Below are 21,606 nucleotides of genomic sequence, written 5' to 3' on the forward strand. Positions count from 1 at the left end.
GATTTCGTGAACGCGTGTGGTTTAATCGCAACGTCCCACAGCGCTCAATTGTCCAGACAGGGTGCGATCCGCATTGGCAGTGCCCCCCGCGCCCGTTATACCGGGAGCGACGATATCGGGAGATAAATTTATGTGGGATGCGCAGCAGACGAGCATTTTTCTTGGTGCGAGCCGGTTGCCGGACGACAGCTACCAGAAGGCCGAGGAACTGCTCCTGAAATTTGCCAACCGCCATGGCATCATCACCGGAGCGACTGGAACCGGTAAGACAGTGACGCTGCAGATTCTCGCCGAGGCGTTTTCAGATGCTGGCGTTCCCGTTTTCTGCGCCGACATCAAGGGCGATCTCGCCGGCATCTCGATGATGGGCGAATCGAAGGATTTTCTTGAGAAGCGCGCCGCCGAGATCAAGCTCGAGCCTTATGAACTCAGCCAGTATCCGGCTGTGTTCTGGGATCTGTTCGGAGAGCAGGGCCATCCCGTGCGGGCGACGATTTCCGAGATGGGGCCGTTGCTGCTGTCGCGCCTGATGGACCTGTCCGATGCGCAGGAAGGCGTGCTCAACATCGCGTTCCGGATTGCCGACGAAGAAGGCATGCTGCTGCTCGACATGAAGGACTTGCAGGCAATGCTCGTCAATATGGCCGAGCGCGCGTCGGAGATCGGCGCACGCTATGGCAACGTCACGCGTCAGTCTGTCGGCGCGATCCAGCGTTCGCTGCTGGTGCTGGAGCAGCAGGGCGCAAACCATTTCTTTGGCGAGCCTGCGCTGAAAATTTCCGACATCATGCGCACGACGCGTGATGGCCGTGGCGCGGTCAATATTCTGGCCGCCGACAAGCTGATGATGAATCCGCGTCTCTACGCGACGTTCCTGTTGTGGCTGTTGTCGGAGCTGTTCGAGGAACTGCCCGAGATTGGCGATCCGGCCAAGCCGAAGCTGGTGTTCTTCTTCGACGAGGCCCATCTTCTGTTCAACGAGGCGCCGCGCGCATTGCTGGAACGCATCGAGCAGGTGGTGCGCCTGATTCGTTCCAAAGGCGTCGGTGTCTACTTCGTCACCCAGAACCCGCTCGACGTGCCTGAGACTGTGCTGGCCCAGCTTGGCAACCGCGTGCAGCACGCCTTGCGCGCCTACACGCCGCGCGAGCAGAAGGCGGTCAAGACGGCGGCAGATACATTCCGCCCCAACCCCGACTTCAACACCTATGAGATGATCACGCATCTTGGCACCGGCGAGGCGCTGGTTTCGACGCTGGCCGAAAAGGGCATCCCGTCGATGGTGCAGCGGACCCTGATCCGTCCGCCATCAGCGCGCATGGGCACGATCACGGCGGATGAGCGCGCCAAGATCATGAGCGTCAGCCCGGTTGCAGGTCTCTACGACGAGGTCGTTGATCGCGAGTCGGCCTATGAGATCTTGCAGAAGCGCGCGGCCGACGCCGCAACGGCGCGTGAAGAGGCCGACAAGGCAGCGCAGCAGGCCGAGGCCAGCAACACGAGCGGCTGGAAGCTTCCGGATTTCGGTGGCAATTCGGGGGGCTCCGGCTCTCGCGAGCCGGTCCGCCGTCAGTCGTCGGGGCGCACTTCTCAGCGCCAGACCGTGACCGAAACCGCGATCAAGTCGATCGTGCGCACGGTCAGCACCACGCTTGGCCGCGAGATCGTGCGCGGCATTCTCGGCAGCCTGAAGAAGCGCTGAATCAAAAAGGGCACCCGCATTGCGGATGCCCTTTTCAAGACAGAGACGGTTGCGCGTCAGGTGGTGCGCAGACCGGACGTGACGATGATCGGCGACTTTTCCGGCACCCGATCATACAGGTCCATGACGTCCTGATTGATCATCCGCACGCAGCCTGAAGACACCGACTTGCCGATGGTCCACCATTCGGGCGAGCCGTGGACGCGGTACAGCGTGTCCTTGCCGTTCTGATAGATGTAGAGCGCGCGCGCACCGAGCGGGTTGCTGATGCCCGGTGCCATGCCCCCCTTCCATTCCTTGGTCTTGGGATCGTAGTCAGTACGATATTTTTCGAGGTTTGGCTGGCGCTGGATCATCTCTGCCGGCGGGTGCCAGCGCGGCCAGTGCTGCTTCCATTCGATGACGCCGGTGCCCGACCATTCGAAGCCTGCCCGGCCAAGCCCGACGCCATAGCGCATTGCGCGCCCGAAGCGCTGCACGACGTAGAGGAAATGGCTGCCGGTATCGATCACCACCGTGCCGGGTGCTTCGCCGGTCGGATCGGCAACGATCTGACGCAGGAAGCGCTTGTCGATCTTTTCGACCGGCACGCCCGGAACCTTGTGTCCGCCGTCTTCGACCGCCGCGTACATCGTCACCGCGGAACCCAGCGTCTCTGGTGGCGGTGGGATCACAGGCTTTGCGATCGGCGGCGTTGCTGGCGACGAGGTGTTGCAGCCGGCAAGTGCTGCGGTAGCTGCGGTCGTCGCTGCTGCGGACAGGAGCGTACGTCTGGAAACTGTATTGCGGGTGAGGTCGATGGCCACGACGGCTCCATAAGTGTTCAGGTGTGCGGATGTGCAGACGAAGTCGAGATGACTGATGGTTCGCACGGAACACACCCCAATCCGACGCCGCAGGCAAGCAATTCAGAATTTGTCAGAAACATGGATAACAAATGCCTAACGCGGGGCCAACAGGCGAATGTTGCACTGCGGCAACAGCGGCGTGGTTTGCGACGCACGATTGGGGGCCGGGCAGGCAGGGAAACTCATGTTGGCCCTGCGGAAAAGAAGGTCTTGTCGATTGACGTGCTTGGTCAAAGCCGTTTCGATGCAGCAAAAGATCAGAAGAGGTGAACATCATGAGCTTGGTGGAAACAGCAGACAGCACGACCTGGACCTATGTCGATGGCGACTGGCACGAGGGTAATGTGGCCATCGTCGGTCCGCGCAGTCACGTGATGTGGCTTGGTTCCAGCGTGTTTGACGGCGGCCGCTGGTTCGAGGGCATTTCGCCTGACCTCGACAAGCACTGCGCGCGCGTCAACGCTTCGGCCATCGCGCTTGGCCTGAAGCCGACGAAAACCACCGAAGAGATCATCGGCCTGGCGCGGGACGGGCTCAAGAAATTCGACGGCAACACGGCGGTGTACATCCGTCCGATGTATTGGGCGGAGCATGGCGGCTATCTCGGCGTCCCCGCCGATCCCGAATCGACGCGCTTCTGCCTGTGCCTTTACGAATCGCCGATGCTGGAGCCGACCGGTTTTTCCGTTACCGTCTCGCCATTCCGCCGCCCCTCGCTTGAGACGATGCCGACGAACGCCAAGGCGGGTTGTCTTTATCCCAACAATGGTCGGGCAATTCTGGAGGCGAAGTCGCGCGGTTTCGATAATGCGCTGGTTCTCGATATGCTTGGCAATGTTTGCGAAACCGGGTTGTCCAACGTCTTCATGGTCAAGGATGGCGTCGTGTTCACGCCGGTTGCCAATGGCTCGTTCCTGTCCGGCATCACCCGCGCCCGCACCATCGGTCTCTTGACTGAGGCTGGCCACACGGTTGTCGAAAAGACGCTGAACGCGCGTGACTTCCTCGATGCTGACGAGATTTTCTCCACCGGCAACCATTCCAAGGTGGTGCCGATCACGCGCATAGAAAATCGTGATCTGCAGCCGGGAGCAGTGGCCAAGAAGGCCCGCGCACTTTATTGGGAATGGGCTCACGCTGACGCGGTTCGCTAAGCGGCGTCGAGACGGAACAATCTGGGCGCGCGGTTGCTTCTCCGCGACCGCTGCCTATGTAAGAGTCCTAACCATCCAAGCCATTTCAGCGAGGGAGATTTTGCTATGGCCTTTGAACTTCCGGAACTTCCGTATGCCTACGAGGCGCTGCAGCCCTTCATGTCGAAGGAAACGCTTGAGTACCATCACGACAAGCACCACAAGGCGTATGTCGACAATGGCAACAAGCTTGCAGCTGAAGCCGGCATGGACGGCCTGTCCCTCGAAGAGATCGTGAAGCAGTCCTATGGCAAGAACCAGGGCCTCTTCAACAACGCTGGCCAGCACTACAACCACATCCATTTCTGGAAGTGGATGAAGAAGGACGGCGGCGGCAAGAGCCTGCCAGGCGCGCTGCAGAAGGCGATCGACTCGGATCTCGGCGGCTACGACAAGTTCCGCGCCGACTTCATCAATGCCGGCACGACGCAGTTCGGCTCGGGCTGGGCATGGCTGTCGGTCAAGGACGGCAAGCTCGAAATCTCCAAGACCCCGAACGGCGAAAACCCGCTGGTTCACGGCGCGTCGCCAATTCTCGGCGTCGACGTGTGGGAGCACTCCTACTACATCGACTATCGCAACGCGCGTCCGAAGTACCTCGAGGCGTTCGTCGACAGCCTCATTAACTGGGACTACGTCCTGGAAATGTACGAAGCCGCATCGAAGTAAGCTGCCGGTTTTACGAGTTCGAAGCCCCGCTACGGCGGGGCTTTCCTTTCGCGTGTTCACGCAGATTTGACCGCGAGCCGGTCGTTGTGAATTCCGTCCCTGTTCGTTTCCGCGAAGATGGCGTCGCGCCCCAAGCGGTAAAATCAGTCAGATTACGGAGTGGACCCTATGAAGTTTTTCGCATTTGCTGCCGCAGCACTTGTCGTCGCTGTGACCTCCGCAGCCGCCGATCCGATCGCTGATCGCAAGGCTGACATGAAAGAGCGCGGCGGCCTGATGCGTGTGTTGGGGCCGACAGCACAGGGCAAGACCGAGTTTGACGCCGCGACCATTCTGGACGCCCTCGAAAAGCTGAACGCCCGTGCGCAGGCGGCGATGGACGTCGAGAAATTCTACCCGGCAGGCAGCGAAACCGGCGACACCAAGGCTGGACCAAAGATCTGGTCGGAGCGCGAGGCTTTTCAGGACGCGACGAACAAGTTCGCTGAAGCGACTGCCGCCGCGCTCGCCGCTGCACCGCAGGATCTGGAATCCTTCCGCGCTGCGTTCGGCCCGGTTGGCGCTGGTTGCGGCACCTGCCACGAAGCCTTCCGTCTCTAAAATTCAACGGACAATTGCCCGATGTCGGTCCTGAAAAAAGTTGCACTGACAGGCGCGGTTTCAGTTGTGGCCGTGGGCGCTGCCCTTTGGTTCGCCAGCGCGCCGCAGCGCCTCAATGCTGCGACGCTTGCTGCTCTTGGGCCGGGTGATGTCGCAAATGGCGAGCAGGTGTTCTTTGCGTCGGGATGTGCCTCCTGCCACGCGGCTTCGGGCGCGAGCGGCGAGGAACGTCTGGCGCTGGGTGGCGGCATGAAGTTCGAAACCGGGTTCGGCACCTTCGTGGCACCGAACATCTCGCAGCACCCCACCGATGGCATCGGCAATTGGTCCGTTGCCGATCTTGCAAACGCCATGATGCGTGGAGTGTCGCCGGAAGGTGAGCACTATTATCCGGCATTTCCTTACGCCTCCTACGCACGGATGAAGCCGCAGGACGTGGCGGACCTGCATGCTTTCATGCAGACGCTGCCGGCTGTGGAGGGCAAGGCGGAGACGGTTGCGATCCCGTTCCCGTTCAATCAGCGGCGGGGCATCGGCTTGTGGAAAGCGGCATTCCTCGACGAGGCGCCGGTTGCGGTGCTCGACAACCCTTCCGAGCAGCTTCAGCGTGGCCAATATCTGGTTGAAAGCATGGGGCATTGTGCCGAGTGCCATACGCCGCGCAATGCGTTTGGCGCGCTCGACACATCGCAGTGGATGGCGGGCGCAGCGGCGATGGAAACAGGCGGACGCCCCATCCCGAACATCACGGCCAGCGACGACGGCATCGGCGATTGGACCGAGGGCGACATAGCCGAATTGCTGTCCAGCGGCTTTACCCCGGAATACGATTCCGTTGGCGGCACCATGGCAGCCGTCGTGCGCAACATTTCGGAACTCGATGCAGCGGATCGCGAGGCGATGGCGGCCTACCTGAAAGCCATTCCCGCTCATCCCAACGGTTACTGAGCACATCACGAGAAGGCCGGTGCGGAAGGCACCGGCCTTGTCTGTTCGTCAGGCCTTGCCGACAACTTTCAGCGCGAACGCATAGCCGTAGGCGACTTCCTCAAGCCGTGAGAACCGTCCCGACGCGCCGGCATGGCCGGCATCCATGTTGATCTTGAACAGGATCGGGCTATCGCCGGTCGTGTGGGTTCTCAGTTTGGCAACCCATTTTGCCGGCTCCCAATAGGTCACGCGCGGATCGGTCAGCCCGGCGACTGCCAGAATCGGCGGATAATCCTGCGCGCTGACATTGTCGTAGGGCGAGTAGGAAGCGATGGTGCGGTAGTCCTCTTCCGACTCGATCGGGTTGCCCCATTCCGGCCATTCCGGCGGCGTCAGCGGCAGGGTCGCGTCGAGCATCGTATTGAGCACATCGACAAACGGCACCTCGGCGATGATCCCCGCGAAGTCTGCCGGCGCCATGTTCGCCACCGCTCCCATCAGCATCCCGCCGGCAGAACCGCCTTGCGCGACGATGCGGTCATGGCCGGTGAAACCTTCCGCGACGAGATGGCGACCGGCGGCGATGAAATCGCTGAAAGTGTTGGTCTTGTTCCCGCGCTTGCCATCGTCATACCAGGTATAGCCCTTGTCCTTGCCGCCGCGGATATGGGCGATGGCATAGACGAAACCACGGTCGACCAGCGACAGGCAATTGGTGTTGAACGACGCCGGGATCGTGATGCCGTAGGAGCCGTAACCGTAAAGCAGGCATGGCGCAGAGCCGTCCAGCTTGGTGTCCTTGCGATAGAGAACCGAGACAGGAACCAGTTCCCCGTCCGGGGCAGGGGCCATCAGCCGCCGCGTCACATAGTCGGCGGCGTTGTGGCCGGACGGCACTTCCTGCGTCTTCAGCAGCACCCGCTCGCGCGTGCGCATGTCATAGTCGAAGACCTGCGCAGGTGTCGTCATTGACGAATAGGAAAAGCGGATCGTCTCGGTGTCGTATTCGTAAGAGCCTGCCAGACCAAGCGAATAGGCCTCTTCTTCGAATGCAACGGCATGTTCTTCGCCGGTATCGCGCTGGCGCACGACGATGCGCGGCAGGCCGTCGCGACGTTCCAGCCAGACGAGGAAGTTGCGGAACCCGATCACCGACAGGATCAACCGGCCCGGCTCGTGTGGCACCAGCTCGGTCCAGTTCTCCTCGCGCGGATCGGAGACGGGGGCCGTCATGATCCGGAAATCCTTGGCACCTCCGGAGTTGGTGAGGATGAAGAACACGTCGCCGCCTTCTTCAAGATCATACTGAACCCCGGTTTCGCGCGCCTTGACAAGCACCGGCTCGGCATCCGGCTGGTTTGCGGGAAGAAGGCGATATTCGCTGGTTTCGTGATCGCTGACCGAGATCATGATCCAGTCGCGCAGGCGCGTTCCGCCGACATCCATGAAGAAGCCGGGATCAGTTTCTTCATAGACAAGGCGGTCTTGCGACGCGGCCTGCCCAATATCATGATAGAAGATCTGCGACGGGCGGTGGTTGTCATCCAGGCGCGTGTAAAAGAAGCCGGTATTTTCCGAGTTCCACTCGCCGGAGCCGCCGGTGTTCTCGATCACATCTTCGAGATCAATTCCACTCTCAAGATCTCTGATCTTGAGCGTGTAAAATTCGGAGCCCTTGTCGTCATAACCCCAGATCAATTTTTTGTGGTCATTCGAATGATCTATGCCACCGAGAGAGAAATAGGCCGCGCCTTCTCCCTCCTTGTCGCCATCGAGCAGGATGGTTTGCGGGCCACCTTCGCGAGGGGTGCGAAAGTAGCGGGGATACTGTCCACCGAGGCGGAATGACGAGCCATAGGCATAAGCACCGTCCTTCATCGGGACGCTCGAATCGTCTTCCTTGATCCGACCTTTCATTTCTTCGAACAGGTTCTGGCGCAGCTCCAGAGTATTGCCCATGAGGGCGTCCTGATACGCGTTCTCAGCCTCAAGATGGGTGCGGATCGCGGGATCCAGCGTTGCCGGATTCTTGAACATTTCCTGCCAGTTAGCCGCCCGAAGCCATGCATACTCGTCGGTTCGGCTGATGCCGTGGCGCGTGTCCTCTACGGGTCGTTTCAGTGTCGTGGGGGCTGGTTGCGGCTTGAAATATTGGCGGCGTGTCATGGCAGATCTTTCGGGATTCATGTTCTGCAGAGGCGGTTACAGCCCATCTTATCGGACTGCCGCGCGGCTATCGCAAGCAGGTCAGCCGTCCCTCCTGGTATATGAGGCGGCGCTAATTTGACGTTCAGATATGACGATATCTCTGACCGCTTGGTTAAATTTTTGGTAATACAAGAAACGGTGATCGGACTATACTTATTATTCACTCGCTTTTTCAGATGCGCCCTTATGTTGAATTGACTTGTCCTAACGAGGGTCCCATGTATGCACACGTGGTACGAATCGCAGGACGCGGCAACAAGCGTCCCGGTATCACACTCCAGATGTCTTCGACGTCTGGATCACGTTGTGTTTTCAACTTACTGGGGCCAAATGATGGATATTAGCGAGTCTCAACCCAAAGGCGATGAGATGCTGATCGAACTGACTGCCGATGTTGTGTCGGCTTATGTCAGTAACAATCCGGTGCCGGCAGGCGAACTGCCAAATCTGATTGCAGACGTTCATGCAGCACTCGGCCGCGTGGGCGGTGCGCCTGAGCAGGCACCTGCTGACAAGCAGAAGCCGGCTGTAAATCCGAAGAAGTCCGTGACGGATGATTACATCATCTGTCTGGAAGACGGTAAGAAATTCAAGTCCTTGAAGCGTCATCTGATGACGCATTATGGTCTGACGCCGGACCAGTATCGTGAAAAGTGGGGCCTTGAGCCGAACTATCCGATGGTAGCACCAAGCTATGCCGCTGCACGTTCGCAGCTGGCGAAGCAGATGGGGCTGGGTCGCAAGCGCGCGCCGGCTAAGTAAGCTACGTACAGATCTGAAGTACAAAAAGGGTAGCGCTTAGGCGCTACCCTTTTTGTTTGCGCATAATCTTCTGCAATTTTGATTGAGTCTATCGAATGCTTGCTTGAGGGCAATATGTCGATCCAGATTATAGCTCCAATGCTTGCGGATTCCGCGCTGGCGTTCTTTCTCGATCAGCCTGTTGAGGCGAAGCAGAAGATGGGCGAGCCCTTGGCCGCTGAGACTGCCGGCCTGGGCGAGATCGATGCCGGCTAGAAGCTGCAAAGCCATCATTTCCTGCGCAATGCGGGCGTGTTCGAGCCGGACCTGCCGGAAGTGTCTGATCTCACTCGATAATGTTTCCGTCACATCCGATCCCTGTGTTTGCTTTGAGCGCGTGACAATTTTTCCGGCACCGAAACACGGGTGGATGGGATTGTTGGGGATGTCCTGAGAAGTTCAATCAAAACAACTGCTTGAACTATATCAGCAGAATTCTTGTTCTCTTTTTGTTCACTTCATCGTTCTGCGTGGGTATAAGTAATTATTCCTATAACGCAGGGGTGGAACGTGCGATCTTCAGTGCTCAAAAAGGAATGGGAACCGGATCGGACAGAATGCTGTTCGCGCCCGATCGAAATCGACATTGCCCGGCTGAGCCGTGCGGAGCGAATTTCAGTGGCTTGTGACGGGGTGATTGACATCGCGTCCGCCCTGTTTGGCGTCAGTGGGAAGGAATTGCGCGAGCCGGGTCGCTCGCTCCTCAGTGTCGCGCGAGTCCGGCAGATCGCGATGTATGTGACGCATGTCGAGTTGGGCCTGAGCATGAAGGATGTCGGCCAGGGATTCGCACGGGATCGCACGACGGTCCTCCACGCCTGTCATCAGGTCGAGGATCTGCGCGACGATATCGAATTCGACACGATGGTGAGCCGGATGGAGAAGGTCGTCGCGGCAGCCTTCGGCCAGCCCCACAAGAATGCGGGGCTTTCAAATGCAACCTGACAGGGATGAAGCAAGGCTGTTGCGTTTTCTCAAGACAGGCGAGGCGCGCATGACGGTTTCGGGCTGCGGCCGGGTGCTGGTCGAGAGTGCGGATGGCGGGACGATCGCGGTTTCGGCGGCGAGTGTGCGGCGACTGGTCGGGGAGAAGCGGATGCTGGCTCAGGGCGACCGGCTCGCGCTCGCGCCGGAAAATGCCGATGCCGGGCGCGCGACGGTTCGGGAAACGGTCATGACGGCGGATGGGCCGGCAAGTGTGAACGTCAACATTTCCGAGTCACCGCTCGGCATGCTGTGGCGGCATCGCGATAGAAGCGGCGCGCGGTTCTTGAGCGCGCAGGAGTTCAATGCCGGCGAAAGACTGCGCGCCGATTATACGCGTGCACAGATCATGCCGCGTCTTGGCATCAACTGGGATGCAGCGGGAGGCGCGGGAAAATCAACGCGCGATCCCAATGGCTTGACGGGATTGACGGACACTGCGCTGGCGGCACGGGAACGGGTTGAGAAGGCAATCACCGCGGTCGGCCCGGAATTTGCGGGCGTGCTGATTGACGTCTGCTGCTTCCTGAAAGGGCTGGAGGCGGTCGAGCGCGAACGCTTCTGGCCGGCGCGCTCAGCAAAGATCATGCTGAAATCCGCCTTGAGCGCGCTGAGCCGCCACTATGAGCCACAGCGACCTGGCAACAGAACTACAATCCTGCGCTGGGGCGCGGCCGACTATAGGCCGGAGCTGAAACCTGATGCGCCTCGCGATCTTTCAGATGCCCGTCTTGCGCCTTAGCGGCTTCTCTTACCGCAGAACCGCTGCGCCCTTTTGCGGGAATTGCTTCAGCTAATGCGCAGCCGGCGCAGTGTTGAGAGCCTGTTCGGCTTCGAGGCGGATGCGCTTAACCATCGAGCGCAGGCCGTTGGCGCGCTGTGGGCTGAGATGCTCGTGCAGGCCAAGCTCGCGCAGCGTGGCTTCGGCGTCGATGGCGACGATCTCGGACGCCTTGCGGCCCGAATAGAGCGCAAGAATGATTGCGACAAGGCCGCGGACGATATGGGCATCGGAGTCGCCGGAGAAGGCGATGACCGGATCGGGGGCTGCATCGGGGCTGCTGTGGAGCCAGACCTGGCTGACGCAACCGGGCACGCGATGGATGTCATCGCGAAAGGCATCGGGGTAGGGCGCAAGGTTGCTGCCCAGTTCGATGATGTAGCGGTAACGCTCCTCCCAATCGTCGAGGAAGGCAAAGTCGTCGCGGATAGTATCAATGGTCGTAGTCATCACCACGCATATAATGCGTCGCCGTCGTCTCGTCACCCTTTAACGGGCAATTGGCGCTGATCACTCGGCAACAGGCTCCGGCAGCTCCGCAGGCAAGGGCAGGGAAGGTGCAACGGAGCCGGTGTGCAGCGGCTGCTTTTCGCCGAAGTGCTCATCGAGAAGGCCATAGGCAATGCGGGCGCCTTCCTTGGCGCGCACGCCAATTGTGTTGAGCGCGGACTTGCCGATCTCGCACGCATCCGGGCGACGTTCGCACAGATTGGCCATGTCGGTGACGACAGCGCGCGCCGCCAGAAAAGTGTCCAATGCGCCAACATTGGTTTCGCCCTCTGCGTTCTGCCCCCCGAACGGGATCAGCAGAAGCACCAGCGACAGCCAGAAGACGGATTTGATCAAGAAGCCCATTTCGATACCTCGTCCTGCGCGGACATTTCCCCGATCCGCTCGACCAGAACGACAATGGCAGACACACACCAACGAGGGCTTTTTCACGCTGCTAAGATTTGGATCAAATTTTAGCTATTTGGCGCGCAGCCGCCGCAAGCGCCGTGAGACGGCGTGAACGCGCAAATCAGCGTTTGCGACAACTTATTGAAAATACGGATCAAATTTGAACCGCAGCCGGTCGGGATGTGACGAAAACGGCAAAAATCCTGCCTTCAGAAGCACTTACGCTCTGTTTACCATGACAACAATCGCTGGGGTGAAAAGGCCAGTTTTGCCGCTGGATCGCCGCTGTGAGGCCGCGAAAGCAGCCTCGTTTATCCATTCCTTAAACCGCAGATGCGAGTGTCCAGACAAAGAGTTCGATCCGCAAAGCGGACAGTGTGCGAGTGCGTTGAGTGACTTCAAATGCCCCCAGAGCTGAAGATTGGTTTGCCGGAGCGGTCGCAGGATGCGACCGCCTTGTACACCCGTCGGTGAGCGGTGCGCGTCGTGGACGCCAGCGCCGCATGCTCGGCTTGCTTCTGGCTGCCCCTTTCATCGCCACCCCTGCGATTGTCCAGTCGGCGCTCACTGTGTCGAGCTCGGCACCGGCGCTGATCGTGTTGTGCCTGACCTTCGCCGCATCCTGGCTGGCCGGGCTGTCGATTGCGATGACCGGCTCGTCGCGCCTTGCTGAATGGGCTGGCCTGTCGCTGGCTTCGCTGGGCGTTGCGGCGCTGGTGGTCACCAGCGGGGGCTTGTCGGTTGCGGCGATGGTGCTTCTGGCTGCCATCGCCATCGAGGCGTGGTGGGTGACCGGTTCGGCGCGCAGCGCTGGCATTGCCGGCGCAATCGGGATGGCAGCTATCGGAGCCGCCATGATGCTGACGGGTGGCGTGGGCGGCCCTGCTGCAACGCTGCTCGACTGGCTGTCGCCGGCACTTTACGCCGCCAGCTGGGCCGCACGGAAGCTCGAAGCCGATCATGACACGATGAGCCCGCGCGCCGTCGGCCCGGTGTCGATCCCGGAAACTGCGCTCGATGCTGTCGTGGTGCGGATGAACGCGGTTGGCGAGACGGAAAGCGTGTCGGCGCGCGCCCGCGAGATCCTGCATCTTGAGCCGGAGCTGCTGCTGGGCAGCGGCCTGTTCGAGCGCGTGCATGTCGGCGACCGCGTGGCGATGCTGTGCGCCGTGGCCGATACGCGTGACGATGGCCAGCCACGTCGCTGCTCGGTGCGCCTGCGCCTGCCGGTGATGGCCGGTGGCGAAGGTCGCGGCTACCGCGCGTTCGAGATCGAGATCGTCAAGGACGATCTGCACAGCCGCAATGTGGTCGGCGTGATCCGCGATGTCAGCGATGTGGAATCGCTGCGCGAGGAACTGGAATGGGCGCGCGAACAGGCGAGCGCCACCGAAATTGCCAAGAGCCGCTTCCTTGCCGCTGTCAGCCACGAACTGCGCACGCCGCTGAACGCCATCATCGGCTTCTCGGACATGCTGCTGCATCGCGAGATTTCGGGCGATTTGACGGCCAAGCAGTCGGAAAACATCGCGCTGATCCGCGAGGCCGGTAATCATCTCCTGTCGGTGGTGAACGCGATCCTCGACGTGTCGAAGATCGAGTCCGGCTCGTATCACATCAATGTCGAGCCATTTGCGCTGCGTCCGGCGGTCGATCTGTGCCGGGCGATGCTGGAGCCGCAGGCTGCCGAGAAGGGCGTTGCGCTGTCGGTGAACCTGCCAGGCGGGCTGAAAGATGTGGCTGGCGACCAGCGCGCGGTGCAGCAGATCTTGCTCAACCTTGTGTCGAATGCGATCAAGTTCACGCCGACAGGCGGGCAGGTCAGCGTTTCAGCGGCGCAGACGGGCGACACGATCCGCATTTTCGTCAACGACAATGGTATCGGCATCGCTGCCGACGACCTGAACCAGCTTGGCCGGCCGTTCATGCAGGTGCAGAACGACTATACGCGCCAGTTCCAGGGCACCGGCCTTGGCCTGTCGCTGGTGAAGGGCCTGGTGACGCTGCATGGCGGCACGATGAGTATTGAAAGCGCCCCCGGACTGGGAACGACCGTGACGGTCGGCCTGCCGGCGGCGGCATTGAGTGAAGATGACAGCAGGAAAGACTCGGAAGCAGCGCAAGCTGCCGGCGACGAAGCAGGGGAGAGACATGGCATCGCGCTCCGCAAGATCGCCTAGAAACTCCCGGATGATCGACGATTTCGGCGACGAGGCCGGCATTGGCGCATTTCTGATGCGCCATCGCCTGACCGTCGGCGGTCTGACCGCCTTTGCCGTGGCATTCTTCTACGTTACCGCCAACGCGATCTGGTATCAGCCGCACGCGCATGGCAGCGCGTTCTTTTCGACGCGCCCGCTTCCTTCGCAATGGGGTGCTGGCGCTCAGACCGGCGCAGGCGCGGATACGGTCGAGACGGTGATCCGGCTTGAGCGTGGCGGCGACGAGCGCGACGCAACGCTGGAAGAGCGCATGGGCGTCGACGATCTGCCGCAAACCGCGCCGACGCCGTTCGTGCCGCAGGACGCCGCGAATGTGGCCGCGCAGCAGCCGCCAGCCGCAGTTTCCGGCAATCCGGTCGTGGCCGAGGTGCAGGAAATCCTCAAGCGGCTCAACATCTATACCGGCGGCGTCGACGGCCTGACCGGGCCGCAGACCCGCGCGGCCATCGAGACCTATCGCAAAATGGTCGGTCTTGGCGCTTCGGGCGAGATCGACGACCAGCTGCTGACCCAGCTTGGCGCGCGCGCACGTGTGGCAAGTACGGCACCGACACAGCCTGAAACCGTGCAGCCCGAGGCGTCGCCTGGGACCGACCTGATCGAAACCGCATCTGCCGCACCGCGCGGCGACACGATGGTGATGCGCATTCAGGCGGGGCTGAAGGCATTCGGCAATGACGGCATCACCATCGACGGCGTCGTCGGGGCGCGAACCAAATCGGCGATCCTGGAGTTCCAGTCGCTGTTCGGACTGCCCGAAACCGGCGAGCCGGACGAGGCGCTGCTGACCAAGATGCGCGAAATCGGCCTGACGAGCTGACGCCGATGCGCGTCACCACGGATTTCTGGGTCTCCGCGCTCGTAAGGCGGGTCTTTGCAGCCAACGGCTTTGCCGCCGTCTCGCGCAAGGGCGCGGCGGAAGCCGGAACGGTGCTGCTGGTGCGGCGCGACCGGTTTGGCGATGCCTGGCTCTATGTCCCCGCTGCGCAGGCCGACTATGACGAAGATCGGCCCACCGAGCGACTATTCGCGCAGGTTCTTCAGACGCAGGACGAGGATGAGATCCAGGCACGCATCGCCCGCGAATTGCGGTTCGATTCCGACCTGTGGATCGTCGAGCTTGAACTGGACGAGGCGCAATTGCGCGAGCTTGTCAGCCTGACGACGCCCTGAATTCATTGGCATTGTGACTGGAACGCGCGGCAGCCGGGCGATTGCGCCAGGCGGCGACGACGGCATCTGCCTGCGCGTCGGTGATGCTCTGGAAGGCATCGATGAAGCGGCGCACGGCGCGCGCGTCGCTGGCGCGGGACGAGCCTGCACACTGACAGATCAGGAACGCCTGCTCTTCCGACAGATCGAGCGCGCGCAAGGCGACGATCAGCGGTGACATGTCATCGCCGCCAAACAGCGTGCGTGCTGTGTCGAGGGTGATTTCGAGGGCGTCGGCAAGGGCGATCTGGAACAGGGTCGGCACGCCAGCCAGCGCGGTGGAGCGCAGCTTGCGGTAGCCGTCGGGGCGCTCTTCCCAGCGCAGGCGCGGCTCCGGCACCTTGACCGGGCCGGTGGTTTCGGACGCCGAGCGCATCATCGTCAAAAGCCGGTCGCGGGTGACATCGGCCTTATCGGGCGTGTGATCCTGTTCGAACGCACCGAGCGATGCAATCAGCCGGACGATGCGCGGATCGAGCTCCTTGCGGGCGGCGATGGCGCGTGCGTGGGGCAGGCCGTGGCGTCCGATCAGGGCGATGAGGTCGATGCCGTTCAGCACCGGCGAGCGCATCAAAAGCGGCGCGCAGATGTCGACCGACATGTCGCACAGGCGGCGCACGAGGGTTGGCGGGGCATAGGGCGAATCGGACAGCGTGGCGGCGGCAAAGCGCAGCGTCTCGTCGCTGACCGAGCCGAGAAGGGGTACGGCGAGGTCGTCCAGCTGCGCCGTCTCGCGCCGCGTCGGCCGCGCGATGGCGCTGAACGCCGTGACCGCCGAACGCAACAGGCGCTCCGGCTTGCCCGCCGCACGGTGAGAGCTGAGTTTGAGAAGGCTCGTCTGGGACACGAGAAACGCCTGTACTGCACACAATCGGACGCCGGGCCGCGCGCGCAGGCGACGGACCGCAGGTCTCTAAAACTAACGGTAATTTGTTAGCGGCGTGTTAACTGTTTTGGCGCGGCGGAAAAGTTTTATCCCGGCCTGTCAGTATCTTACCGGCAGGCCTTGCAATGCTTGTTCAGGCAGAAACGGAGCGTGTGCTCAATCGTTGAAAATCTTGCTCCAGTCGATTGCGGCGGTGTCGCTGCCATTGGGCTGAAGCAGGCGCTGGTGCTCGGCATTGGCTGCTTCCTGCCGCTGGCGGATCGCTTCATGCGTCTGGGCGAGTTTTGCCAGAACTTCCATGTTGCCCGAAGAGAGCATCTGGGCATAGGCAAGCTGAAGCGCGCCGGTCTTGCGCAGGGGCAGGAAATTCTCGTCGTCGAGGCTGTTGAGCGCCTGTTCGTTGACCCGCAACAGGCCGTTTACCTCGCGCTCGCCCTCCGCCTCGCGCACCCTGATCGGCCATGGCTCAAGCAGGCCGGCCTGCGACAGCGCGGTGGCGGCCCGGCTTGCCGTTTCCTGGCCCTGGGTGATCTGGGCGAGGAACTGCATCACTTGCTGGACAGCCTGGGTCGGGCTGGCGTCGTCGTTGAACAGGGCTTCCCCTTCGCTGCGATTGACCAGCAGGCCACTGTCGGTGTCGATGCAGAGCGAGAGATTGTTCTCGCCGGATTTGGCGAGCTTGAACGGATAGCTGCGAAACACGGCTGGCACATAGGCGCCGGCCCAGCGTCCGTCGGGCGCGACAAAAAGGTTCTGCTGCGGCAGGAGCCCGCATATCGCGACGAGCGACACTTTTGCTTCGACCTGCATGAAAGCCAGCGGCATCACCAGCGCGGCCTTGGCGATTTCCTGCGCCGCAAGATGCGCGGTATTCGCGCCAAGAGCGAACTGGTAACCGCTAAAGCGCTTCCACGCCTTGTCGCCATGCGTTTCGTGACGGATCAGCTCAAAATTGCCGCTCATGAAAACCCCGGATGTGGTTGCTGCCAGATCAGACAGGTTTGATTGGAAACAAACCGGCCCGAGAATTCCAGCGCTGTGAATGAAAACTGGACGAACGCGTACTTATACAAAGAAGTTTGTATCAAGCTACCAATAGCCTGCAAGACTATCGCATGTCTCCTGAAAGTGAGAACCGGTTTCGGGATACAGACATGCGTAAATGCAGGAGCATGTCTCCTGTAAGTGGGAACCGGTTTAGGGACATGTTTCAATGTGGAGTTGCCGGTGAGGCAGATGAGGCCTCGGGCGCAATGGCATGCCCTCCGAGACAAGCGGAGGGGGAGGCGTTCAGGGGAGGAATGTGGGCCCGGCGTCAGAGCGCGGCGAGGGCGATGTCACACGGTTTGTGGGGGCAGGAGATCTGGCGCGTCGCTGGGGGGGGGGGAGGACGCGTTGCTAGGGATCAGTCCTGCACAGTTTCCGTGGTAGGTTTTGCGCGGGGTTTCACCTTGGTGCCGGGCTTGCGTCCGAAGGACATGTCCTTGGCGATTCGCGACCGGGACTGCGAGTAGGAACTGGCAGTCATCGGATAGTCCGGCGGCAGGCCCCATTTTTCGCGATATTCTTCAGGGGTCATCCCGTGGCTCGCCTGCAAATGGCGCTTGAGCGACTTGAAGCGCAAGCCATCTTCAAGACAGACGATATAGTCGTTTGTCACCGATTTTTTGACCGGCACATGCGGTGTCGGCGCCTCTAGCGGCGTTTCGGGTGATGAAAGGGTTTCGAGCGAGGAATGGATACTGGCGATCAGAGCGGGCAGCTCGCCAGCCTGAAGCGGATTGTTGGTTACATATGCACGTGTGATGCGTGCAACTCGGCTCATGAGAGCGTGTTTTGTTTCGTCTTGGTCAGTCATTCGATATGCCTTTATGATTCGCGAAATTATGCCAAACACAAACGAAAACACAATCAGTAAAACTGTCTCCAGCTGCCAGATTTTACAGTTTGGATATTGATTTTCTTCTTGATTTGAGCATTCAGCTGAACTTGATGCTGGCTGGCGCTGTCAAGTTCATGAATGGAAAGAATAGCCTCATCAATTACCCGCATAGGTGAGGTTCTGATGCTCGCTGAACCAGGGACATAGTGCGGCTTAACGGCCTGTTAACTCTGTCCTGCTGCTATTCCTCGCGGAGGCGTAGCGTCTGCTCCGGATTGAACCGAAACGCGAGCGAGGTCATGACAGCAACGATACTTCCATTTGTCGTCCGCTCTGCGCGTGAAGGCGCGCGGCCGGGATCAGGGCCACCGGCCCAGATCGTGATTTTTCCGGGAGTACGCTATGAAGCGTATCCGGATGATGACGAGCCAAAGGCTGCGTCGGCCGAGAAGGGCAGACGTCCGCGGCGCAAGGTGCGCTGAGCGATCATTCCTGTGACGTGCAGGCCAGCCCCGCAAGATAGGTGGCGATGGTCTCTTCCCAGCTTTCATCGGGCGTGAACGCGCGCACCACAACGATGCCTTCGTCGATGTCTGCCTCGACGAAAATCGAGCGGTCGAAATCCGCCGGCATGGTGTTGCGCAACTCGATCATCTGCGCGGGCGTCGCGATGACGAAGTCGAAACTGGAGCCGGAGGTCGAGCTGTCATTGACGCTGAAGATATTCTGGCCAGCGCGGTTGTAGACCGACATCGACCAGTAGGGGATCTTGCCGCCGCCGAGCAGACGCACCACGCCATCGCTCAGATCGAAACGACAGCCGACAACGTTGAACAGCGGATCGATGGAGCCGATCACCGGCTCGGCACCCGGACGGTCGAGGCGGGTGACATTGTTGTAGTTCGACAGCTCCGACAGGGCCGACCAGGCGTCGCGCTGCGAATAGGCCGGAACCATCAGCAGCACGGCGATGTGGATGATGCCGGCGCCGACGAGGCCGAGAATGATGGCGTGAAGAAACCTAGCCATCGCAGCCCACCTGCGTGATCTGCGGCAGTTCGATCTCGGTGATGCGCGCGCCGGACGCCATGGCGGTGTCGTAGAAGGTCATCACCAGGCTGAACTCGCCATTGCCTTCGACGGCAAGCCAGTTGCCGGGGGAGGGATGACGCGACACGGTGGTGGCGACATTGTTGTCGCCGTCGCGCAGCAGGGCATAGGAATGCAGTGCAGGCGCACGCGTGCCGGGCGCGTGGATGACCTTGCCGGAGGCATCGCGCGCATGAAGGGTCCAGAAGCGCGCCGGCGGCAGCGGCCCGGCGATGCGATAGGCACAGTGCAGGTGCAGGGGCGCGCCGCTATCGTCCTGACGGGCGATGAAGGTGATGCCTTCGGCGCTGCCGAGCGCTAGGTCCGCCTCACGTGAAAAACGCGCCTTTGAATAGGGATCGGCCTCCGGCGTGCCACGGGTGGCAAAGGCCTTCCAGCTGCCAATGGTGATGGTGCCGAACTCGAAATCCCGGTCGAGCGCGAACCAGACACTGCCTGCACCGACGCCCAGGGCGATGGCAAGCGTTGTAATGGTCAGAAGAAAGGATCTCAGCATCTCGATCTTGGCTTACAGCGAAGACAGGTTGTCGGACGGCGCCGAGGTAGTCAGCGCCGGAGCGGTCTCGAACATCTCCGCCATCGAAACCAGCAATCTCGTGGTGCGTGCCGACAGGATGGAAGGCCGCTCCTGCTCGGCGGTGGCGTCATGTTCCGCCGCGGAGGCGGACGCAACCGCAGCGGCGGGTTTGCGGTCGAGGAACGGGGCCTCGATGCCGGGGATCGGCTTGAGTTCGACGTTCTGGTGCGCATAGGCCATCAGGCGCTGCCAGACCATGGCCGGAACCGTGCCACCGGTCATGTTGCGGGTGGAGGTGAAGTCGTCATTGCCGAGCCAGACGGCAGCGGTGTAATTGCCGGTATAGCCGACGAACCACGCATCGCGATAAGCCTGCGTGGTGCCGGTCTTGCCGGCGGCGCGGATGCCGGGCAGGGCGGCGCGGCGCGCCGTGCCGGTTTCGGGGATCTGCACCATGATCGAATTCATCGAGGCGACAGCCTGCTCGGAAACGACGCGGTGTGGCTCAGGCGCATCGCGCGAAAAATCATAGACCACCTGCCCGGAATGGGTGACGAGCTGGGTGATCGCATGGCGCGAGCCCGCAAAGCCGCCATTGGCGAGCGTGAGGTGGCCGGTGGCCTGATCCATCACGGTCATTTCCGAGGTGCCGAGCACCATGGTGCGGTGGCCGTTCAGCTCGGACTCGACGCCCATCTTCGCCGCCATTTCGACGATGGCGGGAATGCCTAGATGCTCCTTGGCAAGCCGCACCGGCACGGTGTTGAGCGAACGGATCAGCGCCGAGGCCAGCGTGACGCGCCCGGCATAGCCACGGGTATAGTTTCGCGGCGACCAGCCGGCCCATGTGATGGGGCCGTCGGAGATGACGTCGTCGGGCTTGAAGCCGGCTTCCATGGCGGCAGTGTAGACATAGGTCTTGAACGACGAGCCGGTCTGGCGCATCGCCCGCGTGGCGCGGTTGAACTGGCTGCGGCCATAATCATTGCCGCCGACCAGCGCGCGCACCGCGCCGTTGTTCTCGACCATGACGATGGCGCCTTCAGAGAACTTGTAGGCAGGGCCGTTCTGGCGCAGATGAAACTCCAGCGATTCCTCGGCGGCCTTCTGCAAATTCATGTCGATGGTGGTGCGCGCCACCAGCGCATGCGGCCCATGTTTCGGCGCGATCTTCTTGACCTCCTCAAACGCCCAGTCGAGGAAATAATCCGGGCTGTCGCGCCCGGCGCGGTCGACGGAAGTGGCCGGGTGCAGCCGCGCCGACAGAACCTGACCTTCGGTCATCAAACCAGCCTCGACCATGTTGGACAGGACGACGTTGGCACGGCCACGGGCGGCGGGAAGGTTGATGTGGGGGGCGTAGTTGCCGGGGGCCTTGAACAGTCCGGCCAGCATCGCCGCCTCGGCGACGGTGACATCCTTGATGTTCTTGTCGAAATAGAAATCGGCGGCGGCCGCGATGCCGAAGGTGCCGCCACCCATATAGGCGCGGTCGAGATAGAGCTGGAGGATTTCCTTCTTGGTCAGGTTCCATTCCAGCCACAAAGCCAGATAGGCTTCCTTGATCTTGCGCTCCATCGAGCGCTCATTGGTCAGGAACAGGTTTTTCGCCAGCTGCTGGGTCAGGGTTGAGCCGCCCTGCACGACCGACTTGGCGCGGACATTTTCGCCCATGGCGCGCGCCAGGCCGATGAAGTCGATGCCGAAATGTTCGAAGAAGCGCCGGTCCTCGGTGGCCAGCACCGCCTTGATGACGTGATCGGGCAGTTCGTCGACGGGAACGGAATCGCGCTGGATGATGCCGCGCTGGCCGATCTCGTTGCCGTAACGGTCGAGGAAGGTGACGGCGTAATCGCCCTGACTGCGCCAGTCCTTCGACGTTTCCTCGAAGGCCGGCATGGCGAGCGCGACCATGGCGATGGCGCCGACCGTGCCCCAGGTGAAGCTCTCGCTGGCAATCTCGACGACGCCGCGCCGCCAGCCGGTGACCTTGAAGCGGCGGAAGAAGATGGTGAGGTTTTCCCACGTTTCGCGGGCCTTGAAACCGGCCTCGTAGAGCGTGGAGTCAATCCAAGCGTCGACTGCAAGCAACCGGGTGGCCCGAGGTGCCTTGAGTTTCCGTCGCTTCGAAGGATTGTCCATGCCGCCAACGCCCACCCAT

The 21,606-nt window shown here is 61.3% G+C and carries 23 protein-coding genes; 13 read left to right on the forward strand and 10 right to left on the reverse strand.

Annotated features, from left to right (window positions below):
* Nucleotides 1-130 precede the first annotated feature (130 nt).
* Entirely contained in the window at nucleotides 131-1,702 is a 1,572-nt protein-coding gene (locus tag BMZ42_RS04285; RefSeq protein ID WP_091519077.1) for a helicase HerA-like C-terminal domain-containing protein, read from the forward strand.
* Between the two features lie 56 nt (nucleotides 1,703-1,758).
* Here BMZ42_RS04285 and BMZ42_RS04290 read toward each other — a convergent pair whose 3' ends face one another.
* The gene (locus BMZ42_RS04290) at nucleotides 1,759-2,508 is read right to left on the reverse strand and encodes a L,D-transpeptidase (protein WP_091519080.1); all 750 of its coding nucleotides are present in this window, start codon (nucleotides 2,506-2,508) and stop codon (nucleotides 1,759-1,761) included.
* Nucleotides 2,509-2,825: 317 nt separating this feature from the next.
* Here BMZ42_RS04290 and BMZ42_RS04295 point away from each other — a divergent pair, with 317 nt between their 5' ends.
* The 4 genes from BMZ42_RS04295 (at nucleotide 2,826) to BMZ42_RS04310 (ending at nucleotide 5,960) form a co-directional block, all read left to right on the forward strand.
* Nucleotides 2,826-3,704, forward strand: a complete 879-nt coding sequence (locus BMZ42_RS04295; RefSeq protein ID WP_175556630.1) for a branched-chain amino acid aminotransferase — start codon at nucleotides 2,826-2,828, stop codon at nucleotides 3,702-3,704.
* A gap of 105 nt (nucleotides 3,705-3,809) precedes the next feature.
* Complete coding sequence (locus tag BMZ42_RS04300) at nucleotides 3,810-4,412, forward strand: superoxide dismutase (RefSeq protein ID WP_091519083.1); 603 nt, start codon at nucleotides 3,810-3,812, stop codon at nucleotides 4,410-4,412.
* A gap of 168 nt (nucleotides 4,413-4,580) precedes the next feature.
* Entirely contained in the window at nucleotides 4,581-5,012 is a 432-nt protein-coding gene (locus BMZ42_RS04305; protein WP_091519085.1) for a c-type cytochrome, read from the forward strand.
* A 21-nt stretch (nucleotides 5,013-5,033) separates the two neighbouring features.
* Complete coding sequence (locus BMZ42_RS04310) at nucleotides 5,034-5,960, forward strand: cytochrome c (RefSeq protein WP_091519088.1); 927 nt, start codon at nucleotides 5,034-5,036, stop codon at nucleotides 5,958-5,960.
* 48 nt (nucleotides 5,961-6,008) lie between these two features.
* On the opposite strand, the gene BMZ42_RS04315 is transcribed toward BMZ42_RS04310, so the two are convergent.
* On the reverse strand, nucleotides 6,009-8,108 hold the full coding sequence (locus tag BMZ42_RS04315; RefSeq protein WP_091519431.1) for a S9 family peptidase: 2,100 nt from the start codon (nucleotides 8,106-8,108) through the stop codon (nucleotides 6,009-6,011).
* 375 nt (nucleotides 8,109-8,483) lie between these two features.
* Here BMZ42_RS04315 and BMZ42_RS04320 point away from each other — a divergent pair, with 375 nt between their 5' ends.
* From BMZ42_RS04320 to BMZ42_RS04335, 4 genes are all read left to right on the forward strand, one after another.
* Nucleotides 8,484-8,912, forward strand: coding sequence for a Ros/MucR family transcriptional regulator (locus BMZ42_RS04320; RefSeq protein ID WP_091519433.1), 429 nt, complete (start codon nucleotides 8,484-8,486; stop codon nucleotides 8,910-8,912).
* A 114-nt stretch (nucleotides 8,913-9,026) separates the two neighbouring features.
* On the forward strand, nucleotides 9,027-9,167 hold the full coding sequence (locus BMZ42_RS17930; RefSeq protein ID WP_175556631.1) for a hypothetical protein: 141 nt from the start codon (nucleotides 9,027-9,029) through the stop codon (nucleotides 9,165-9,167).
* Between the two features lie 294 nt (nucleotides 9,168-9,461).
* Nucleotides 9,462-9,896, forward strand: coding sequence for a helix-turn-helix domain-containing protein (locus tag BMZ42_RS04330; protein ID WP_244523148.1), 435 nt, complete (start codon nucleotides 9,462-9,464; stop codon nucleotides 9,894-9,896).
* Nucleotides 9,886-10,677, forward strand: a complete 792-nt coding sequence (locus BMZ42_RS04335) for a DUF6456 domain-containing protein (protein ID WP_091519093.1) — start codon at nucleotides 9,886-9,888, stop codon at nucleotides 10,675-10,677. Before BMZ42_RS04330 ends, BMZ42_RS04335 begins: the two co-directional genes overlap by 11 nt.
* 51 nt (nucleotides 10,678-10,728) lie before the next feature.
* Here BMZ42_RS04335 and BMZ42_RS04340 read toward each other — a convergent pair whose 3' ends face one another.
* Nucleotides 10,729-11,166: a SufE family protein gene (locus BMZ42_RS04340; protein ID WP_091519096.1), complete on the reverse strand. Its 438-nt coding sequence runs from the start codon at nucleotides 11,164-11,166 to the stop codon at nucleotides 10,729-10,731.
* Nucleotides 11,167-11,226: 60 nt separating this feature from the next.
* Nucleotides 11,227-11,571 (reverse strand): DUF5330 domain-containing protein, encoded by a 345-nt coding sequence (locus tag BMZ42_RS04345; protein WP_091519099.1) that lies wholly within the window; start codon nucleotides 11,569-11,571, stop codon nucleotides 11,227-11,229.
* A gap of 548 nt (nucleotides 11,572-12,119) precedes the next feature.
* On the opposite strand from BMZ42_RS04345, the gene BMZ42_RS04350 reads away from it, so the two are divergent.
* Genes BMZ42_RS04350 through BMZ42_RS04360 form a run of 3 tightly spaced genes read left to right on the forward strand, consistent with a single transcriptional unit; the run spans nucleotide 12,120 to nucleotide 15,011 of the window.
* Nucleotides 12,120-13,796, forward strand: a complete 1,677-nt coding sequence (locus BMZ42_RS04350; RefSeq protein WP_091519101.1) for a sensor histidine kinase — start codon at nucleotides 12,120-12,122, stop codon at nucleotides 13,794-13,796.
* A gap of 10 nt (nucleotides 13,797-13,806) precedes the next feature.
* The gene (locus BMZ42_RS18225; RefSeq protein WP_244523149.1) at nucleotides 13,807-14,658 is read left to right on the forward strand and encodes a peptidoglycan-binding domain-containing protein; all 852 of its coding nucleotides are present in this window, start codon (nucleotides 13,807-13,809) and stop codon (nucleotides 14,656-14,658) included.
* Nucleotides 14,659-14,663: 5 nt separating this feature from the next.
* On the forward strand, nucleotides 14,664-15,011 hold the full coding sequence (locus BMZ42_RS04360; protein WP_091519106.1) for a DUF1491 family protein: 348 nt from the start codon (nucleotides 14,664-14,666) through the stop codon (nucleotides 15,009-15,011).
* Here BMZ42_RS04360 and BMZ42_RS04365 read toward each other — a convergent pair.
* The 3 genes from BMZ42_RS04365 to BMZ42_RS04375 form a co-directional block, all read right to left on the reverse strand.
* A complete protein-coding gene (locus BMZ42_RS04365; RefSeq protein ID WP_139207847.1) occupies nucleotides 14,992-15,897 on the reverse strand; it encodes a hypothetical protein in 906 nt (301 codons plus the stop codon). The genes BMZ42_RS04360 and BMZ42_RS04365 overlap by 20 nt on opposite strands.
* A gap of 195 nt (nucleotides 15,898-16,092) precedes the next feature.
* On the reverse strand, nucleotides 16,093-16,899 hold the full coding sequence (locus BMZ42_RS04370) for a SapC family protein (RefSeq protein WP_091519111.1): 807 nt from the start codon (nucleotides 16,897-16,899) through the stop codon (nucleotides 16,093-16,095).
* 442 nt (nucleotides 16,900-17,341) lie between these two features.
* Nucleotides 17,342-17,794 (reverse strand): Ros/MucR family transcriptional regulator, encoded by a 453-nt coding sequence (locus BMZ42_RS04375; protein WP_091519437.1) that lies wholly within the window; start codon nucleotides 17,792-17,794, stop codon nucleotides 17,342-17,344.
* Nucleotides 17,795-18,117: 323 nt separating this feature from the next.
* On the opposite strand from BMZ42_RS04375, the gene BMZ42_RS04380 reads away from it, so the two are divergent.
* A complete protein-coding gene (locus BMZ42_RS04380; RefSeq protein WP_091519114.1) occupies nucleotides 18,118-18,300 on the forward strand; it encodes a hypothetical protein in 183 nt (60 codons plus the stop codon).
* Between the two features lie 4 nt (nucleotides 18,301-18,304).
* Here the strand turns inward: BMZ42_RS04380 and BMZ42_RS04385 are convergent, their stop codons facing one another.
* From BMZ42_RS04385 to BMZ42_RS04395, 3 genes are read right to left on the reverse strand one after another with little or no spacing between them, the layout of a single operon-like run.
* Nucleotides 18,305-18,847 (reverse strand): DUF1254 domain-containing protein, encoded by a 543-nt coding sequence (locus BMZ42_RS04385; RefSeq protein ID WP_091519116.1) that lies wholly within the window; start codon nucleotides 18,845-18,847, stop codon nucleotides 18,305-18,307.
* Entirely contained in the window at nucleotides 18,840-19,424 is a 585-nt protein-coding gene (locus tag BMZ42_RS04390; protein WP_091519118.1) for a DUF1214 domain-containing protein, read from the reverse strand. Before BMZ42_RS04390 ends, BMZ42_RS04385 begins: the two co-directional genes overlap by 8 nt.
* A 12-nt stretch (nucleotides 19,425-19,436) precedes the next feature.
* Entirely contained in the window at nucleotides 19,437-21,587 is a 2,151-nt protein-coding gene (locus BMZ42_RS04395; protein ID WP_091519439.1) for a transglycosylase domain-containing protein, read from the reverse strand.
* Nucleotides 21,588-21,606: the final 19 nt, after the last annotated feature.

Origin of the sequence: Aquamicrobium aerolatum DSM 21857, from assembly GCF_900113935.1 — a bacterium.
GTDB lineage: Bacteria > Pseudomonadota > Alphaproteobacteria > Rhizobiales > Rhizobiaceae > Aerobium > Aerobium aerolatum.

Excerpts from the sequence above, each read along its gene's own strand:
- BMZ42_RS04305 (WP_091519085.1), top strand. The coding sequence starts at position 4,581 with ATGAAGTTTTTCGCATTTGCTGCCGCAGCACTTGTCGTCGCTGTGACC.
- BMZ42_RS17930 (WP_175556631.1), top strand. The coding sequence starts at position 9,027 with ATGTCGATCCAGATTATAGCTCCAATGCTTGCGGATTCCGCGCTGGCG.
- BMZ42_RS04300 (WP_091519083.1), top strand. The coding sequence starts at position 3,810 with ATGGCCTTTGAACTTCCGGAACTTCCGTATGCCTACGAGGCGCTGCAG.
- BMZ42_RS04295 (WP_175556630.1), top strand. The coding sequence starts at position 2,826 with ATGAGCTTGGTGGAAACAGCAGACAGCACGACCTGGACCTATGTCGAT.
- BMZ42_RS04370 (WP_091519111.1), bottom strand. The coding sequence starts at position 16,899 with ATGAGCGGCAATTTTGAGCTGATCCGTCACGAAACGCATGGCGACAAG.
- BMZ42_RS04320 (WP_091519433.1), top strand. The coding sequence starts at position 8,484 with ATGGATATTAGCGAGTCTCAACCCAAAGGCGATGAGATGCTGATCGAA.
- BMZ42_RS04375 (WP_091519437.1), bottom strand. The coding sequence starts at position 17,794 with ATGACTGACCAAGACGAAACAAAACACGCTCTCATGAGCCGAGTTGCA.
- BMZ42_RS04315 (WP_091519431.1), bottom strand. The coding sequence starts at position 8,108 with ATGACACGCCGCCAATATTTCAAGCCGCAACCAGCCCCCACGACACTG.
- BMZ42_RS04360 (WP_091519106.1), top strand. The coding sequence starts at position 14,664 with ATGCGCGTCACCACGGATTTCTGGGTCTCCGCGCTCGTAAGGCGGGTC.
- BMZ42_RS04395 (WP_091519439.1), bottom strand. The coding sequence starts at position 21,587 with ATGGACAATCCTTCGAAGCGACGGAAACTCAAGGCACCTCGGGCCACC.
- BMZ42_RS04285 (WP_091519077.1), top strand. The coding sequence starts at position 131 with ATGTGGGATGCGCAGCAGACGAGCATTTTTCTTGGTGCGAGCCGGTTG.
- BMZ42_RS04380 (WP_091519114.1), top strand. The coding sequence starts at position 18,118 with ATGACAGCAACGATACTTCCATTTGTCGTCCGCTCTGCGCGTGAAGGC.
- BMZ42_RS04345 (WP_091519099.1), bottom strand. The coding sequence starts at position 11,571 with ATGGGCTTCTTGATCAAATCCGTCTTCTGGCTGTCGCTGGTGCTTCTG.
- BMZ42_RS04340 (WP_091519096.1), bottom strand. The coding sequence starts at position 11,166 with ATGACTACGACCATTGATACTATCCGCGACGACTTTGCCTTCCTCGAC.
- BMZ42_RS04385 (WP_091519116.1), bottom strand. The coding sequence starts at position 18,847 with ATGGCTAGGTTTCTTCACGCCATCATTCTCGGCCTCGTCGGCGCCGGC.
- BMZ42_RS04335 (WP_091519093.1), top strand. The coding sequence starts at position 9,886 with ATGCAACCTGACAGGGATGAAGCAAGGCTGTTGCGTTTTCTCAAGACA.
- BMZ42_RS18225 (WP_244523149.1), top strand. The coding sequence starts at position 13,807 with ATGATCGACGATTTCGGCGACGAGGCCGGCATTGGCGCATTTCTGATG.
- BMZ42_RS04350 (WP_091519101.1), top strand. The coding sequence starts at position 12,120 with ATGCTCGGCTTGCTTCTGGCTGCCCCTTTCATCGCCACCCCTGCGATT.
- BMZ42_RS04390 (WP_091519118.1), bottom strand. The coding sequence starts at position 19,424 with ATGCTGAGATCCTTTCTTCTGACCATTACAACGCTTGCCATCGCCCTG.
- BMZ42_RS04310 (WP_091519088.1), top strand. The coding sequence starts at position 5,034 with ATGTCGGTCCTGAAAAAAGTTGCACTGACAGGCGCGGTTTCAGTTGTG.